Genomic DNA, 14,894 nt, shown 5'->3' with positions numbered 1-14,894 from the left:
TCGTGCGGTACCCGCCTGCCGCGCTCGTCAGAGGCCCGTCCCGGGGCTTCCCCAGTGCTCGCCCGGAAGAAACGACCGCCCATCCGCCGACACGGTTCGCCCGCCGTTCCCTTTCCGTGCGCACGGCTCCGTGTCCGCCTCCGCGTGGTCGGTCACGGCGATCGACGACGCGTTCCCGCCCCGTGGCGGGCGAGAGCGGACTCCTCGCGCCCGCCGCGGGCCCGGACGAGGCGCCGTCCCGTCGCCGACCCGACACCGACGCCGACCCGACCCGACACCGACAGGTGATCGCCGGGCGCGGCGTTGGGGCCCGCGCCGCCGCCCCTGCGGAGCACTCCCGTCGACCCGGTCGCGGGCGCTCTCGGTCCGGGCTCCGGTCGTTCCGGCCCGGGCTCCGGTCGTTCCGGTCCGGGACCGTGCTCGGGCCGTGTACATCCCGGCCTTCGCCGCGGACGTACACGTCGCGCTCGATACCGAGCAAGCGTTGTCGGGCAAGCGTTGCCGAGCAAGCGCTTTCTCACTGTTTGGAGACTCTCATGCACGACGAACGCCGACGCATCGAGGAGCGCGTCCAGCGCCTTCACGACCAGCGCGTCAAGGCCGCGATCTACGCGGCCACCGTGCCCCTCGAGGTCGACGTCTGGCAGTCACCGGGAGAGCCCGTCCCCTTCGAGGAGGCCGCGGCCGCCCCCTACGAGCCGTTCGCGATGGGCACCCCGTGGGGTCCGCCCTGGGGCACGACCTGGTTCCGGATGCGTGGGGAGGTGCCCGCGGCGTGGGCCGGCAAGCGCGTCGAGGCCGTCATCGACCTCGGCTTCGTCGGCGACTGGCCCGGCAACCAGGCCGAGGCCCTCGTCCATCTTCCGGACGGCACCCCGCTGAAGGCCGTCAACCCCCTCAACCAATACGTGCCGATCGGCAACCCCGCGTCCGGCGGCGAGCGGATCGACTACCTGGTGGAGGCGGCTTCCAACCCGGACATCCTCGCCGACGGCTTCTCCAGGACCACTCGGCTCGGAGACATCCTCACGGCCGGCGACGAGCCGCTCTACACCTTCCGCAGCGCCGGCATCGCCGTCCTCGACGAGGAGGTCTGGCACCTCGACCTGGACATCCAGGTGCTGCGCGAGCTGATGCTGGAACTGGGCGAGCACGACCCGCGCCGCCACGACATCACGCACACACTGGACCGGGCACTGGACCTGCTGGACCCGGACGACGTCTCGGGCACGGCGGCGGACGTGCGGGCCGCGCTGCGGCCGGCGCTGTCGAAACCCGCGAACGCCAGCGCCCACGTCATCTCCGGCGTCGGCCACGCCCACATCGACTCCGCGTGGCTCTGGCCGATCCGCGAGACCAAGCGCAAGACGGCCCGCACCTTCTCCAACGTCACCGCACTCGCCGACGAGTACGACGACTTCGTCTTCGCCTGCTCGCAGGCCCAGCAGTACGAGTGGGTGCGCGACAACCATCCGATGGTGTGGGCCCGCATCAAGGAGTCGGTCAGGAGGGGGCAATGGGTGCCGGTAGGCGGCATGTGGGTCGAGGCCGACGGCAACCTGCCCGGTGGCGAGGCCCTCGCCCGCCAGTTCGTCCACGGCAAGCGGTTCTTCATCGAACACTTCGGCATCGAGACCAAGGGCGTCTGGCTGCCCGATTCCTTCGGCTACACCGCGGCCTACCCGCAGCTCGCCAGGCTCGCGGGCAACGAGTGGTTCCTGACCCAGAAGATCTCCTGGAACCAGACCAACAGATTCCCGCACCACACCTTCTGGTGGGAGGGCATCGACGGCACACGTATCTTCACCCACTTCCCGCCGATCGACACCTACAACGCCCGTTTCAGCGGTAGGGAGATGGCCCGCGCCACGCGCAACTACCAGGAGAAGGGCGTCGCCACACGCTCGCTGGCCCCCTTCGGCTGGGGCGACGGCGGCGGCGGCCCCACCCGCGAGATCATGGAACGGGCCCGCCGGCTCGCCGACCTCGAGGGCTCGCCGAAGGTCGTCGTCGAGCACCCCGACGCCTTCTACGCCAAGGCCCGCGAGGAGTATCCCGACGCCCCGGTCTGGGTCGGCGAGCTCTACTTGGAGCTGCACCGAGCCACCTACACCTCGCAGGCACGCACCAAGCAGGGCAACCGCAGAAGCGAACACAGGCTCCGTGAGGCGGAGTTGTGGGCGACGACGGCCGCGCTTCACGTGCCGGGCTACGCCTATCCGCACGAGGCGTTCGAGCGGCTGTGGAGGACGGTCCTGCTGCACCAGTTCCACGACATCCTGCCGGGATCGTCGATCGCCTGGGTGCACCGGGAGGCCGAGGCCGAGTACGCGCGCGTGACCGGAGAGCTCGAGGAGCTGACGACCGAGGCGGTCACGGCACTCGGCGCGGGCGGCACCCGCGTCTTCAACACGAGCCCGGTCGAGCGCCGGGAAGTCGTGCGCGCCACCGATGGCTCCCTCGCCCACACCGTCGTCCCGGCGAACGGCAGCGCGCCCCTCGGTGCCGGTGAGGTGCCCGCGCCGGTGAAGGTCGCCGGCCGTGTCCTGGACAACGGCCTGGTACGAGTGGAGGTCGCCGAGGACGGCACCCTGGCCTCCGTCCGCGATCTGCGCGTCGGCGGCCGCGAGATCCTCGCCGGCAAGGGCAACCTGCTCCGCCTGCACACCGACCTCCCGAACCACTGGGACGCCTGGGACGTCGACAAGCACTACAGGAACCGCTATACGGACCTGCTGACCGCGGAGTCCGTCACGGTGGTGGAAGAGGCTCCCCTGCTCGGGGCGATCCGCGTGGAGCGGTCCTTCGGCAAGGGCTCCACGATCGTCCAGACGATCAGCCTCCGGGCCGGCAGCGCCCGAGTCGACTTCGAGACCGACATCGACTGGCACGAGGCCGAGAAGTTCCTCAAGGCGGGCTTCCCGGTGGACATCCGTGCGGCGCACTCGTCCGCCGAGATCGCGTTCGGCCACATCCAGCGCCCCACGCACACCAACACCAGCTGGGAGTCGGCCCGCTTCGAGGTCTCCGCCCACCGCTGGGTCCACATCGGCGAAACGGGCTACGGCGTCGCACTCGTCAACGACTCCACGTACGGGCACGACGTCTCCCGCACGGTCCGCGAGGACGGCGGTACGACCACCACGGTCCGCCTCAGCCTGGTCCGCGCCCCGCGCATCCCGGACCCCGAGGCCGACCAGGGCAGGCACCGCTTCACGTACGCACTGCTGCCGGGCGCGACGATCGAGGACGCGGTCGCCGAGGGCTACGCGCTCAACCTGCCGCTACGGGTGGCGGACTCGGCGGGCGCCCCGGAACCGGTCGTGTCCGTGGAAGGCGACGGCGTGACCATCGAGGCGGTCAAGCTCGCCGACGACCTGTCGGGCGACGTGGTGGTCCGCCTCTACGAGTCCCGCGGCGGACGGGCCCAGGGCACCCTGCACACGGCCTTCCCCCTCGTCGGCGCGCACCTCACAGACCTGCTGGAACGCCCGCTGACGAGGGCGATCGCGGACGGCGACCGCGTCTCCGTCAGCCTCCGCCCCTTCGAGATCCAGACGCTGCGGCTGACCCTGCGCAAGCGGTGACGCGGATCTCGCGTCCGGGCATGCCTGTTCTCCTCCGGCCGGATGGAAGGAAGCGAGGGAGAGAGGGAGGAAGCGAGGGGAAGGGAGGAAAGGAAGGGAAGCAGGCAGGCAGGCAGGGCGACGCTTGAGTCGACCGCGTCGCCGGGCTCCGGCTTCGCCGTGTCCTGCCCGCACTGCCGTCGTGGTCAGGTCCGGCCGGGCGGTATCGCCTCGGGAGAACGTGAACGCGTGCAAGTATGTCGTCCGTGACCAGATTGTCTTCCTCGCCTGTCGCCGAGGGCGGGCCGCCTCGCCACGGCCTGGGTCCGCGTGTCGCCGCCGTGCTCGTGTTCGGGTCCTCGGCCGCAGTCCTGGTCGTCGAGATCGTCGCTCTGCGGCTGTTGGCTCCCTACCTCGGCCTCACCCTCGAGACCAGCACCATGGTGATCGGCATCGCCCTCACCGCCATCGCGCTCGGTTCCTGGCTGGGTGGACGCGTCGCCGATCAGGTCGATCCACGCCGTCTCCTGGGCCCGTCACTCGGAATCTCGGGAGCGGTCGTGGCACTCACCCCTGTCGTGCTGCGCACCACAGCGGAGTGGGCACCGGCGATGCTCTTGCTGATCGCGTCGCTGACCATCCTCGTACCGGGCGCGCTCCTCTCCGCGGTGACGCCGGTCGTGACCAAGCTGCGTCTCTCCAGCCTCGCCGAGACCGGAACGGTCGTCGGCCGGCTGTCCGGCGTCGGCACCGTCGGCGCCATCTCGGGCACCGTCCTCACCGGCTTCGTGCTCGTGTCACGGTTGCCGGTCAGCGGCATCCTGATCGGCCTGGGGACGCTGCTGGTCATCGGCTCGGCGCTGGTCGAGTGGCGAACGCGCGGGTGGAGCGGCGTCCCTGCCCTCACACTCGTGGTCGTCGCGGGCGGCCTCGCCACGATGGTGGCGCCCGGAGGCTGCGACGCGGAGACCAGGTATCACTGCGCACAGGTCGTCACAGACCCCGAGCGGGACAGCGGCCGCACACTCGTTCTGGACGGCGTGCGGCACTCCTATGTCGACGTCGACGACCCGACCTTCCTGAAGTTCGCGTATGTGCGCGCCGTCGCGTCGGCGGTCGACGCCGCCTTTCCCGAAGGTGAGCCACTCGTCGCCCACCACCTGGGCGGCGGCGGGCTCACCCTCCCCCGATACCTCGCGGCCACACGGCCCGGGACACGCAGTGTCGTGTCCGAGATCGACAACGGGGTCGTGCGCATCGACCGCGACCAACTGGGTCTGAGGCCGGGTTCCGGAATCGACGTGCGCGCCGAGGACGGCAGGATCGGCCTGCGGCGACTGGACACCGGCAGTCGGGACCTCGTCATCGGCGACGCCTTCGGGGGCGTCAGCGTGCCGTGGCACCTCACTACCGTGGAGGCGATGAGTGACGTACGGCGGGTGCTCGACGAGGACGGCCTGTACGTTGCCAACCTCATCGATCACGGTGCTCTTGCCTTCGCCCGTGCCGAAGTAGCCACCCTCAGCGCGACCTTCGAGCACGTCGCGCTCGTCGGTGAACCCGCCGACATCGGCCTCGGCCCGTCCGCCGCCGCCGAGGGTGGCAACCTGGTGGTGCTCGCCTCCGACCGGCCGGTCGACCTGCGTGCGGCCCAGGAGGCGCTGGACGCCCGGCGAACCGGCTGGAAGATCGCCACCGGCGACGGGCTCACCGCCTGGATCGGCGGTGCCCGAGTGCTCACCGACGACTACGCACCGGTCGACCAGCTCCTCCAGCCCTCCAGGACACGCGGCAAGCGGTGACAGGACACACGTCCGGGCCCTGCCGACCCGCCCGCCCACCCCGCACAAGGCCGCCGCAAGAGGGCCGAAGGGAGCGTGCTCACCACCGCGCCGGCTCGGAGGATGCTCAGTCGAGACAGAACTCGTTGCCCTCGATGTCCCGCATCACGATGCACGAATCCTTGCCGTCGTACAGTAGTCGCTCGCGTACGGCGCCGAGCGCGACCAGTCGTGCGCACTCGGCCTCGAGCGTGGCGAGACGCTCCTCACCCACGAGCCCGGTGCCCACCCTCACGTCGAGATGCAGCCGGTTCTTGGCGACCTTCCCTTCGGGAACACGCTGGAAGAACAGCCGCGGGCCGACACCTGAGGGATCACCGCAGGCGAACCACGCTCCCCGGTCCTCAGGAGACCGGGAGCGGTCGAACTCGTCCCAGGTGGCGAACCCGCCCGGTGGCGGCGATACGACGTACCCCAGCACCTCGCACCAGAAGCGAGCGACGCGCTCAGGCTCCGCGCAGTCGAAGGTGACCTGGAACTGCTTGATCGATGACATCGGCGCACCATAGCAAGGGGCTGTCCGAGTCATCTCCCGACCGATACACACCTGTTGGCACGCGATCCTCGTCGCGATCGCGGCCCTGCCGAAGTCGTCCCGGTGCCGCGGCCGGCTGCCGCTGCGAACGCCGCCGCGTCGCGTCGCCGGTAGCCTGCACACTGTTCACGGCGGTCGATGTCCGAGCCGCCGGGTGCCGCCCCGGACGGCGGGTCGACGAGGATGGGGATGCCCGGTCCTCAGCGTGCAAGGAGCGTCTCTCAATGCGAACATCCGGTTCCGGCTCCGGTCCCGGCTCCAGGCCACCGACGATCGCCGATGTCGCGCGTGTCGCCGGGGTGTCCCGTACGACGGTCTCCCACGCGCTCAACGGGATCGGCAAGGTGGATCCGCAGACCAGGGAACGCGTCAAGCGGACCGCCGCCGAGCTCGGTTACCGGCCCAACCTGCGCGCCCAGCGGCTGCGCCAGGGGCGGGCGAAGGCCATCGCGCTCGCCTCCTCGATGCCGTTCGCGGTGGCCGGCGGGCCGTCGCGGCTCGGGTTCTACATGGAGATCGCCGCCGCCGCCGCGGAGAGCGCGCTGCTGCACGACTACGCGCTCGTGCTCGTACCGCCCGTACAGTCGGGTTCCGCGCTGTACTCCGTCGACATCGACGGGGCCGTCGTCGTCGAGCCGGACATGAACGACGCGGCCGCGGCGCAGTTGCGGGAACGGGGCCTGCCCTACGTGTCGCTCGGCCGGCCGGTGTCACCGGACGACACGTCGCCGTATGTCGATCTGCGAGGCGGGCTCGTCGCCGAGTTGCTGCTGACGCATCTGCACGAGCAGGGTGCCAGGCGGCCCGGGCTGATCATCGGCTCCGGTTCACGGCACTCGTCGATCGACGCACTCGCCGCGTACGAACGGGTGGCCGAGCGGTTCGGCTGGGCGCCGGTCGTGGCGAGCGCACCGGAGGCAGGCGGTGAACAGGCCGGGTACGAGCGCTGCGCGGCCCTGCTGACCGAACACCCCGAGACCGACGCGGTCTGTGCGCTGGTGGACGCGTTCGCGGTGGGCGCGGTGCGGGCGATCCGGGACAGCGGGCGGTCGGTACCGGGCGACGTCATGGTCGCCACCCGGTACGACGGACTGCGTGCCCGTACCTGCGAGCCGCCGCTGACCGCCGTCGACCTTCATCTGGACCGAGCGGCGTCCGACGCCGTGGACCTGCTACTGGGCCGGCTGCGTGGCGAGGGCGCCGTCGCCATGGTGGCGACGGCGCCCGAACCGCAGGTGATCGCACGTGCGTCGTCGTTGCGGGTCACAGCCCGAGCATGAGCACCAGCCCGGAGACCAGGGCGAAGACGAGCACCAACAGCCGCATTCTGCGCGCGTCCAGCCGGTGGTGCACCAGTCGGCTCAGCCAGGCGCCCGCGGCGATCACCGGCAGCAGCGCCGCCGCCAGTCCGAGATCTCCGGGTTGGCCCTTCCCCGTCGCGAACAGCAGGAGCAGCGACGCCACCTCCCCTACGAGGAAGCAGGCTGCGACGGTGGAGCGCAGTTCCGCGGGCGGACGGTGCTGGTAGACGAGGGCGAGCGGAGGGCCGCCGACGCCGGTCGCGGTCTCGGTCAGGCCGGTCACCGCGCCCGCGCCGACGTAGGCCATCCGCCCGGGTGTGAAGGCGGGTGCGGCGAGACTCACGACCGCGGCCAGTACGGTGGCGATCCCCACGAACAGGCCGATACTGCGGTCCGGTATCAGCCAGAGCAGCGCCAGCCCGGCGGGTGTGGCGGCGAGCCGTGCCACGGTGATCCAGCCCGCGCCTCGCAGGTCGATCGAGGCACGCTCGCGCCAGGCGACGTACAGGTTGAGCGGGATCATGGCCGCCAGGACGAACACCGGGAGCAGGCCGGGGTCGAGGATGCCCGCCACGGGCGCGACGATCAGGGCGAATCCGAGGCCGCTGCTGCCCTGGACGAACGCGGCGACCGCCACTGCGGCGGCGAGGACCGCCAGTGTCTGTGTACTCACGGTGTGGTGCTCCGCTGCCGTGCCGCCGTCGACGTGGGGTGTACGCGTGTGATGGGCGCTCTCTGCACGGTGGTGCGGGCCAGTTCGGCCGCCCGCTGTACAAGTGCGGGGCCGTCCCAGGCGGTGGGCCGACCACGCCACAGCCGCATGCGTCCGGCGACGAACACGGCGGTGATCTGGTCGCGGTTGCCGCGGCGGACCAGCTCCCAGGGCACGTCCCAGGAGAGCGCGAGTTCGGGGGTCGTGACGTCGACGAGGAGGAAGTCGGCGGCCAACCCCTCGGCGACGGTGCCGGTCCGCGCGCCGAGGCCGACCGCGTCGGCGCCGCCGGCGGTGGCGTGTTCGAGCCAGGTCCAGCCCGCGCCGCAGGACGAGTCCCCGGTGACCAGCCCGTAGGCGAGCCGCTGGGCGAACTCGGCCGCGTCGACGAGCCGGAATCCGTCGCCGCGGGTGCCGTCGGTGCCGAGCCCGAAGCGGATGCCGCGCTCGGCCATCGACGTGGCCGGGGCGACTGCGTTGCCCTTCCAGGCGCTGGCCACGGGGTTGTAACTGACGGCCGTCCCGGTGTCGGCGAGCAGGGTCAGTTCGTGAGGGCTGAGCAGGGTGGCGTGCGCGCCGAGCAACTGCGGGCCGAGCGCGCCGATTCGGTGCAGATACTCGAGCGGACGCAGTCCGTGCCGTACGAGGGAGCGTTCCACGCCGGCCAGATGCTCGTTGACGTGGATCTGCACGATCATCCCGGCTTCCGCGGCGAGACGGGCGGTGCCGTGCAGGGTCGTGGGGGTGGCTGCCTCGGGGATCGAGACGGCGAGGGAGGGATGGATCAGCGGATCACCGTCGTACCGGGCCAGGTGCTTCTCCGCCCCTTCGAGGACGGCGGCGGTGCGCGCGGGGTCGTCCTCGGCAGCGGCGTGGTCATCGCAGTCGTTGCAGACGAGTCCGAGTACGCAGCGGATTCCGGCGTCGCGAGCGGCCGATGCGACGACTTCGACGTCCACATCGGCGCGCGTACCGGCATCGGTGACGGTGGTGAAGCCGCCGCGCAGAGCCTCCAGTGCCGCCAGCTTGGCCGCCACGTATGCCGATTCCTCGTCCAGTGCGCCTTCCAGCGGAACCCAGACCCGGCGGAATATCTCCGACGGCTCCCCGAAGGCGAGCGCGGAGCCGAAGCTCTGGGTCAGATGATGGTGGGCGTCGACGAAGCCGGGCATCAGCAGGTGGCCGGGCAGTCGTACGGGATCGAGCTGCGGATGGGTGCGCGCCAGTTCCTCGCCGGGTCCGACGGCTCGGAAGGAGCCGTCGGCGACGACGACCGCATGTCCGTCGACGGGTCCCTCGGGCAGCAGCACCGCATCGGGGACGAGGAGGAGCGGGCCGGGAGTGTCGAGGGGGCCGCGGGTGAGCTGGTTCATCGGTCGCTTTCCGTGTGTGCGGTGGTCAGCCGGGCGGCGATGCGCGGCCTGACATGGTGGAAGAGGATGTTGAGTACGGCGGCGACGAACGCGCCGACGGCGACGCCGCTTTCGAGGAGGATGCGGATGTTCGGCGGGAAGCCGGCGTACACACCGGGGATGAGGATCGGCAGCAGGCCGAGCGCGAGGGCGACGGCGCAGATGAACGTGCTGGTGTGTTTGTCGAGGTCGGAACGCCCGAGCATCTGCACGCCGAGTACGGTGATCACCGCGAAGACGACCATGGCCGTGCCTCCGACCACGGCGGACGGGACGACGCTGATCGCGCGGGTCACCGGCGCGAGGAAACCGATGACGATGAGCACCACACCGGCGGCGGCCGTGACGAAACGGCTGCGGACGCCGGTGACGCGAACGATCCCTATGTTCTCGCCGCTGGTCACCATGAGCGGCAGACCGAAGAAGCCACCGAAGAGTGAGGTCAGCGCATCACCGCGGACGGTCTTGGGGACGTCGGTACGCGTGTCGATCTCCTTACCGACGGCCTCGGCGTTGATGACGGTCTGACCGGTCGCCTCCGCCATGGAGGCGAGGCTGTAGAGCATCAGCGGCAGCGCGGCGATCAGGTTGAACTGAGGTGAGCCGAACGGCATCAGCTGCGGCAGGTTGACCAGGCCGCCTTCGGTGGCGCCGCCGAAGTCGATGCCGCCGACGAACCCGGCCAGCACGGTACCGGCGACCAGTCCGAGCATGACGGCCAGTTGGCGCAGGATTCCGGTGAACAGCAGGTAGAAGACGACGGTGAACCCGATCGTCGCCATGCCGAGCGCCAGGTTCGTCGGGTCCGCGAATCCCGGCTCGCCAGGTCGGCCGGTGACGAGAACGGCGCCGACCTTCACCAGGTTGACTCCGACGATGACGATCATGGTGCCGATGACCAGGGCCGGAAAGAACCTGAGCAGCCTGGAGAAGACCGGCAGCACGACGAAGTAGAAGGCCGCGGTGAGCACGACCGCGCCGGTGGCGGTCGGCAGACCGTGCTGCTCGGCGATGGCGATGAACAGGATGAGCGGCGCGCCACCGGGCAGCATCACGAACGGCAGCCGGGGCCCGAACTTCCACGGCCCGAGCGACTGGATCAGCGACCCGACGCCGGAAAGCACGAACGCCGCGGAGAGCAGATCGACGGTCAGCCCGGGGTCGAGCCGGAGGGTGGCGCTCATCAGGAAGATCGCCGAGATGGGCGTGGCGGCCATCACAAGGACGTGCTGGATCCCGAAGAGGATGATCCGCCCGAGGGGGCGTGACTCGTCGACAGGATGGACGGCAGGTCCCTGGGCGTGGGTGTGGGCGTGGTCGCGCGTCGCACCGGACGGGGTGGATTCCGAAACCGGTGGTTGTCCCGGACCGGGCGGGGACTGGCGATGACTGGGCACGCTGGCGCTCCATTCGGGCGTACGGCAGGCTCGGACGTCAGCCACGATCCGGCCCCGAACGGTGGGCCAAATCGATTTGGCCAAATCGATTTGGCCGTCAGTATGTGAGGCCTCCGGGCGACCGTCAAGAGTCGCGGCGCCGGGCGGCTTCGACGGCGGGAACGCCGAGATGGCGCCCCGCGCGGTCTACGAGGTGTGCGGCAGATCGGCCCCGCCCGCACCGCGTCTTCGACCCGCACCAGGTCGGCGCGGCCGGCGTCACCGCCGGAAGCGATTGCGTACCGACGGCCGAGCGCTGCGGACCAACCACCCACCCGTGTTCGTGAGTTGATCGATGTCAGGCAGAAGAGCCGTCGGCCGTCGGCGATTGCCCGGCCAGGTCAGGTCAGGTCAGGTCTCGGAGGCGGCAGTCCGCTCGGCCCGTTCCTCGGCGCGGCGAGGGCAGGAGAGGCAGGAGACCGCGACCGCGAACGGCCACAGGGACTGGACAGACGTCACGACGCGTTCCGCGACGCCGGCATTGCCGTGTCGATGCATCTCGATCAGGAACCATGCTCCACCGGCGGCCATCACAGCGGTGGCCACGATCGAGGGACCAAGCCGCAGAGCCCAGGGAGCGGCCGCACCGCCGTTGGCGGCCAGTACCGGCCACACCGCCAGGAGCGTGAATCCGACCGCCACCACCGCTCCGTGACGCAGAGAACCCCCGCTGCTCGGTGCGGGAAGCAGTACCACTGCCAGTGCCGCGAGACCGCCGCCGCCCAGCGCCACGCGTCCGGCGGTGGCAGCTGTCCGCAGTCCCCAAGCGGTCAGCACGTGGCAGGCGCCCAAACCCAGGAACGCCGCCGTCATCACCCAGAACCCGGAGGCCCCATAGGCCCCCAGGGAACTGATCGTCTGAGTGGCGGGGTCATAGGAAGGCCCCTCGAACAGTGCCGCGCCCGTCCAGCCTCCGATCAGCAGGACGGGCGCGCACCCTGATGAGAGCAGTACCCATTTGGGGACGAATCGCATTGGACAACCATAAAGCGAGACCAGGCTGGACGCGGGAGCGCGAGCAGGAGCCGGACATCGCGCCAGCCGCACTCGCCGAGCCGGAGCGAGGACGGCGCGCCGCCCGGCGGAGCGGTCAGGCGGCGCGGCAGAGCGCCGCGGGGCTGGCCGGGGCGGAGTCCCGGGCCCCGGTCGCGTGCGCGGGACGGACGGCGGAGACGGCAGCCGCGGCCTGCGAGCGGTGACGGGTGAAGACGACGAGGCGGAGCACCGCGAACCGCCCGACACCGGCGAGTCCGGAGGCGGTCAGGTAGACGACCTGCTCGAGCATCACACCGGGTGCCGCCACCACCTGATGCAGGGCAAGTATCGCTGCGCAGGTCACCGCGTAGGCGGCCGCCGCGGAGCCGGCCGACTGCGCATGCTGGCGCCAGGTCGCGGGCCGGCCGGCACCGAAGGTGAAGCGGGCGTGCAGCTCGGTGGCGAGGAGGGTGGACCCCGCGGTGATCAGGGCATTGGCCAGCACCCAGGGGATCCAGGCGGCGACGGCCGCCACGGCGAAGCTGGAGGCGACCCCGACTCCGCCGCCGCACAGGACGAAGCGGGCGAAGGAACCCAAGGCGCCGGGTGCCGCCCGCCGGCGACTCCGTACTGCGTGCATGATGCGCCCCCCTGCCAGCTCACGTGGCGGACGTCGCACTCGCGTCCTGCGCGACCGCCGATCCCCCGTTTCCTATGCCAGAAACGCTACGTTGCGTTCACATTGTACGCAACCTAATAATCGCGCTGGATCAGCGTTCTCCCAGATGAGAGCCATGTAATCGTTGCAATGCCTCGAACTTAACGCAACGGTTCCCCTGCGCACTTCGTTGCAATGGACGTGGCTTCCGCCGCGCCTTGACGCCCCGGTGCAGCCGGAGCCTCAGCCCTTGGACAGGGTGCGGTCGAACAGGGGACCGACCTCGAGGCCTGGACGCCTTCGACGACTGGCGGCGACCACTCACATCGGGGCCCGTCCGAGGCGTCCCCGAACGTCGCCACCGACTAGTCTTCACCGGCATGACGCGCGCGTGGAAGCTGCCGGTGTCGCTCGTGGTGTGCGGCGCTCTCGTCTCGGCCACCTCGTTCGTCGACGGCTCCCCCGGTGTCGCCGTCGCGCTTGTGCCGCTGTTCGTCCTGCTCGCGGGGCTGTACTCGCCGTTGGCGTTCCCCCGGTCGATCGGAGCGGCGGAGGCGCAACGCCGGAGCGAGGTCGACGGCCGACCGGTCGTCTACTGGCGGGCGGGCTGCAAGTACTGCCTGCGCCTGCGCTTCCGGTTGGGTCGCGGCGCCCGCCGGCTGCACTGGGTCGACATCTGGCGTGACCCGGCCGGCGCGACGGTGGTACGGACCGCCAACAAGGGTGACGAGACCGTGCCGACCGTCATGGTGGCCGGCCGGCCGCACGTCAACCCCGACCCGGAATGGCTGCGCGGGCGACTCCCTCCCGCCGCGTGACGAGCAGGCCGTCAGTTTCCACCGGTCTTCTCGGCGGCCGCGGGCAGCTCGAGACGCGCCCCGTGGAATCGTTCGCGCAGCAGTCGGTCGTGCGTCACCACGACCAGCGTGCCGTTGCCGTAACACCGTACCGTGCGCTGATCGTGGTCCACTTCCAACACCGTGGAGGTGACGCGGTCCAGGAAAGCCCGGTCGTACGTGGCCACGATCACCGTGCCCCGATGGCGGCGCAGCCGTCCTTCGAGCCAGGTCACGGCCTCGTCGTCCAGGTCGTTGGTCGGCTCGTCGAGCAGCAGCAGTTCGGGGGACGAGGCCAAGGTCGCGGCGAGCGCGAGCCGGGACCGCTGCCCTCCGGAGAGGGTGCCCAGCGGACGCGTGCGGTCCAGGGGTGCGAGCTCGCCGAGTCGGCGCAGGCCCACATCGACCCGGCGATCCGCTCCGTGTCCGCCGCGTGCCTCGACCTCGGCCGTCAGGGCCGGGTCCGGACGACGCGCCGCGAACGGCGCTTCGGTCAGGGCTTCGGTCGGCGCTTCGGACGGCGTTCCGGACGCGACAGGGGCGCACGCCCCACACGCCACCGATTCGGCCGGCTGCCGGGAGACCGGACCGACGCGGGCCGGCGCGGTGGTGCGGCGGGCCGCCCAGCCATCGGCCCGGTCTCCCGCGTCAGTCCACCACCAGCACGACCTCCAGAGTGCGTGGCCCGTGGACGCCTTCCACCCGGTCGAGTTCGATGTCGCTGGTGGCGGAGGGCCCGGAGATCCACGTGGTCGGGCGGGTGGGGTCGAGGCGGGGCAGTGCCTGCGGAAGGGAGGCGACCACCTGCCCGGGGACGTCGACTACGCAGATGTGCAGGTCGGGGACGAGAGTGAGGGCACGCCGGCCCTGCCCCGGTCCGGCGTCGAGTACGACGGTGCCGGTCTCGGCCACGGCGAGGGCGCAGCCGGTGACCACGGCGTCGGCGGAGTCGAGCTCGGCCGGGGTCAGGGGGACGTCGTCGAATCGCCGCCGGGCGTCCGAGCCGGCGAGCCAGGCTCCGGGGAGGCCGGGCGGCACGACGACGGTGGCCGCGCCGTGGTCGGCGAGGAGCCGTCCGATGAGTGACGGAAGGCCCTGCCGGGTGCTGCGGTGCACGCCCGCCCGGTAGTCGGCGAGGTTCTCGTGGAGGAGGTCGAGCACCGTGGCGAGGTCGTCGGGTGTGTGGCTCACGAGATAGTCGCGCGTGACCTCGGGGGGCTCGGGCGCCTCGGCGAGTGCCCTGCGCACTCTGCCCAGCACGCGGTCGCGGGAGGAGGACTCAGACGTCATGCGTGGTTCTTCTTCCACCAGTCACGGAAGGGTTCGGCCGGCAGGGCCGGCAGATCCCGGCTGTTGGTCCATTCGCGAGCGCCGGGTCCGGGGAGCCGCTTGGGATGCAGCCTGCGCGTCGTGGAGGCGAGTCTTTCACCGGCGTTGAGGGCTGCCGGGTGGTCCAGGAGCCAGGTCGCCGCCCGCATCGCGGCCCGTTCCAGGCGGTGCCCTGTGCCGCCCTGGTCGGCGACCTTCTCCCGCAGGTGGACGAGTACCTCGGGGATGTCGATGGCGACCGGGCAGACCTCGTAGCAGGCGCCGCACAGTGTGGACGCGTACGGGAGGGAGGC

The 14,894-nt window shown here is 71.1% G+C and carries 12 protein-coding genes and 1 pseudogene; 4 read left to right on the top strand and 9 right to left on the bottom strand.

Going from position 1 to position 14,894, the window contains the following annotated elements:
* The first annotated feature begins 536 nt into the window (after window positions 1-536).
* Both ACZ4V1_RS30190 and ACZ4V1_RS30185 read left to right on the top strand, forming a co-directional pair.
* Window positions 537-3,587 (top strand): alpha-mannosidase, encoded by a 3,051-nt coding sequence (locus ACZ4V1_RS30190; RefSeq protein WP_468342309.1) that lies wholly within the window; start codon window positions 537-539, stop codon window positions 3,585-3,587.
* 245 nt (window positions 3,588-3,832) lie between these two features.
* Window positions 3,833-5,368: a fused MFS/spermidine synthase gene (locus tag ACZ4V1_RS30185; protein ID WP_468342306.1), complete on the top strand. Its 1,536-nt coding sequence runs from the start codon at window positions 3,833-3,835 to the stop codon at window positions 5,366-5,368.
* Between the two features lie 106 nt (window positions 5,369-5,474).
* Here the strand turns inward: ACZ4V1_RS30185 and ACZ4V1_RS30180 are convergent, their stop codons facing one another.
* Complete coding sequence (locus ACZ4V1_RS30180; RefSeq protein ID WP_468342303.1) at window positions 5,475-5,903, bottom strand: VOC family protein; 429 nt, start codon at window positions 5,901-5,903, stop codon at window positions 5,475-5,477.
* A gap of 263 nt (window positions 5,904-6,166) precedes the next feature.
* Between ACZ4V1_RS30180 and ACZ4V1_RS30175 the strand changes: the two genes are divergently transcribed.
* Entirely contained in the window at window positions 6,167-7,222 is a 1,056-nt protein-coding gene (locus ACZ4V1_RS30175) for a LacI family DNA-binding transcriptional regulator (RefSeq protein WP_468342300.1), read from the top strand.
* Here the strand turns inward: ACZ4V1_RS30175 and ACZ4V1_RS30170 are convergent.
* The 5 genes from ACZ4V1_RS30170 to ACZ4V1_RS30150 form a co-directional block, all read right to left on the bottom strand.
* Window positions 7,206-7,916 carry a TSUP family transporter gene (locus ACZ4V1_RS30170; protein ID WP_468342297.1) on the bottom strand — a complete coding sequence of 237 codons (711 nt, stop codon included), beginning with the start codon at window positions 7,914-7,916 and terminating at the stop codon, window positions 7,206-7,208. The two genes, ACZ4V1_RS30175 and ACZ4V1_RS30170, sit on opposite strands and share 17 nt — an antisense overlap.
* Window positions 7,913-9,328 carry an amidohydrolase family protein gene (locus tag ACZ4V1_RS30165; protein ID WP_468342294.1) on the bottom strand — a complete coding sequence of 472 codons (1,416 nt, stop codon included), beginning with the start codon at window positions 9,326-9,328 and terminating at the stop codon, window positions 7,913-7,915. Before ACZ4V1_RS30165 ends, ACZ4V1_RS30170 begins: the two co-directional genes overlap by 4 nt.
* Window positions 9,325-10,617, bottom strand: a complete 1,293-nt coding sequence (locus ACZ4V1_RS30160; protein ID WP_468342465.1) for a uracil-xanthine permease family protein — start codon at window positions 10,615-10,617, stop codon at window positions 9,325-9,327. The genes ACZ4V1_RS30165 and ACZ4V1_RS30160 overlap by 4 nt, the downstream gene beginning before the upstream one ends.
* 537 nt (window positions 10,618-11,154) lie before the next feature.
* The gene (locus tag ACZ4V1_RS30155; protein WP_468342291.1) at window positions 11,155-11,778 is read right to left on the bottom strand and encodes a DUF998 domain-containing protein; all 624 of its coding nucleotides are present in this window, start codon (window positions 11,776-11,778) and stop codon (window positions 11,155-11,157) included.
* A 115-nt stretch (window positions 11,779-11,893) separates the two neighbouring features.
* Complete coding sequence (locus ACZ4V1_RS30150) at window positions 11,894-12,418, bottom strand: hypothetical protein (RefSeq protein WP_468342288.1); 525 nt, start codon at window positions 12,416-12,418, stop codon at window positions 11,894-11,896.
* A gap of 398 nt (window positions 12,419-12,816) precedes the next feature.
* Here ACZ4V1_RS30150 and ACZ4V1_RS30145 point away from each other — a divergent pair, with 398 nt between their 5' ends.
* Complete coding sequence (locus ACZ4V1_RS30145) at window positions 12,817-13,254, top strand: thioredoxin domain-containing protein (RefSeq protein ID WP_468342285.1); 438 nt, start codon at window positions 12,817-12,819, stop codon at window positions 13,252-13,254.
* A gap of 71 nt (window positions 13,255-13,325) precedes the next feature.
* Here ACZ4V1_RS30145 and ACZ4V1_RS30140 read toward each other — a convergent pair.
* The 3 genes and pseudogenes from ACZ4V1_RS30140 to ACZ4V1_RS30130 all read right to left on the bottom strand — a co-directional run.
* A pseudogene (locus ACZ4V1_RS30140) lies at window positions 13,326-13,730 on the bottom strand (ATP-binding cassette domain-containing protein); the annotation flags it as partial.
* Window positions 13,731-13,920: 190 nt separating this feature from the next.
* Window positions 13,921-14,562 carry a LutC/YkgG family protein gene (locus ACZ4V1_RS30135; protein ID WP_468342283.1) on the bottom strand — a complete coding sequence of 214 codons (642 nt, stop codon included), beginning with the start codon at window positions 14,560-14,562 and terminating at the stop codon, window positions 13,921-13,923.
* On the bottom strand, window positions 14,559-14,894 hold a 336-nt coding region (locus ACZ4V1_RS30130), incomplete at its 5' end, for a lactate utilisation protein LutB domain-containing protein (protein WP_468342280.1). The genes ACZ4V1_RS30135 and ACZ4V1_RS30130, both read right to left, overlap by 4 nt.

It is taken from the genome of Streptomyces sp. NPDC028991 (genome assembly GCF_055564775.1).
Note: the sequence above shows the minus strand (reverse complement) of the source record. Positions and strands in the feature narration are given on the sequence as shown.

Bases quoted from the DNA above. Each gene is read 5' to 3' on its own strand.
- ACZ4V1_RS30190 (WP_468342309.1), top strand. From the start codon at position 537: ATGCACGACGAACGCCGACGCATCGAGGAGCGCGTCCAGCGCCTTCAC.
- ACZ4V1_RS30180 (WP_468342303.1), bottom strand. From the start codon at position 5,903: ATGTCATCGATCAAGCAGTTCCAGGTCACCTTCGACTGCGCGGAGCCT.
- ACZ4V1_RS30175 (WP_468342300.1), top strand. From the start codon at position 6,167: ATGCGAACATCCGGTTCCGGCTCCGGTCCCGGCTCCAGGCCACCGACG.
- ACZ4V1_RS30165 (WP_468342294.1), bottom strand. From the start codon at position 9,328: ATGAACCAGCTCACCCGCGGCCCCCTCGACACTCCCGGCCCGCTCCTC.
- ACZ4V1_RS30155 (WP_468342291.1), bottom strand. From the start codon at position 11,778: ATGCGATTCGTCCCCAAATGGGTACTGCTCTCATCAGGGTGCGCGCCC.
- ACZ4V1_RS30150 (WP_468342288.1), bottom strand. From the start codon at position 12,418: ATGCACGCAGTACGGAGTCGCCGGCGGGCGGCACCCGGCGCCTTGGGT.
- ACZ4V1_RS30145 (WP_468342285.1), top strand. From the start codon at position 12,817: ATGACGCGCGCGTGGAAGCTGCCGGTGTCGCTCGTGGTGTGCGGCGCT.
- ACZ4V1_RS30135 (WP_468342283.1), bottom strand. From the start codon at position 14,562: ATGACGTCTGAGTCCTCCTCCCGCGACCGCGTGCTGGGCAGAGTGCGC.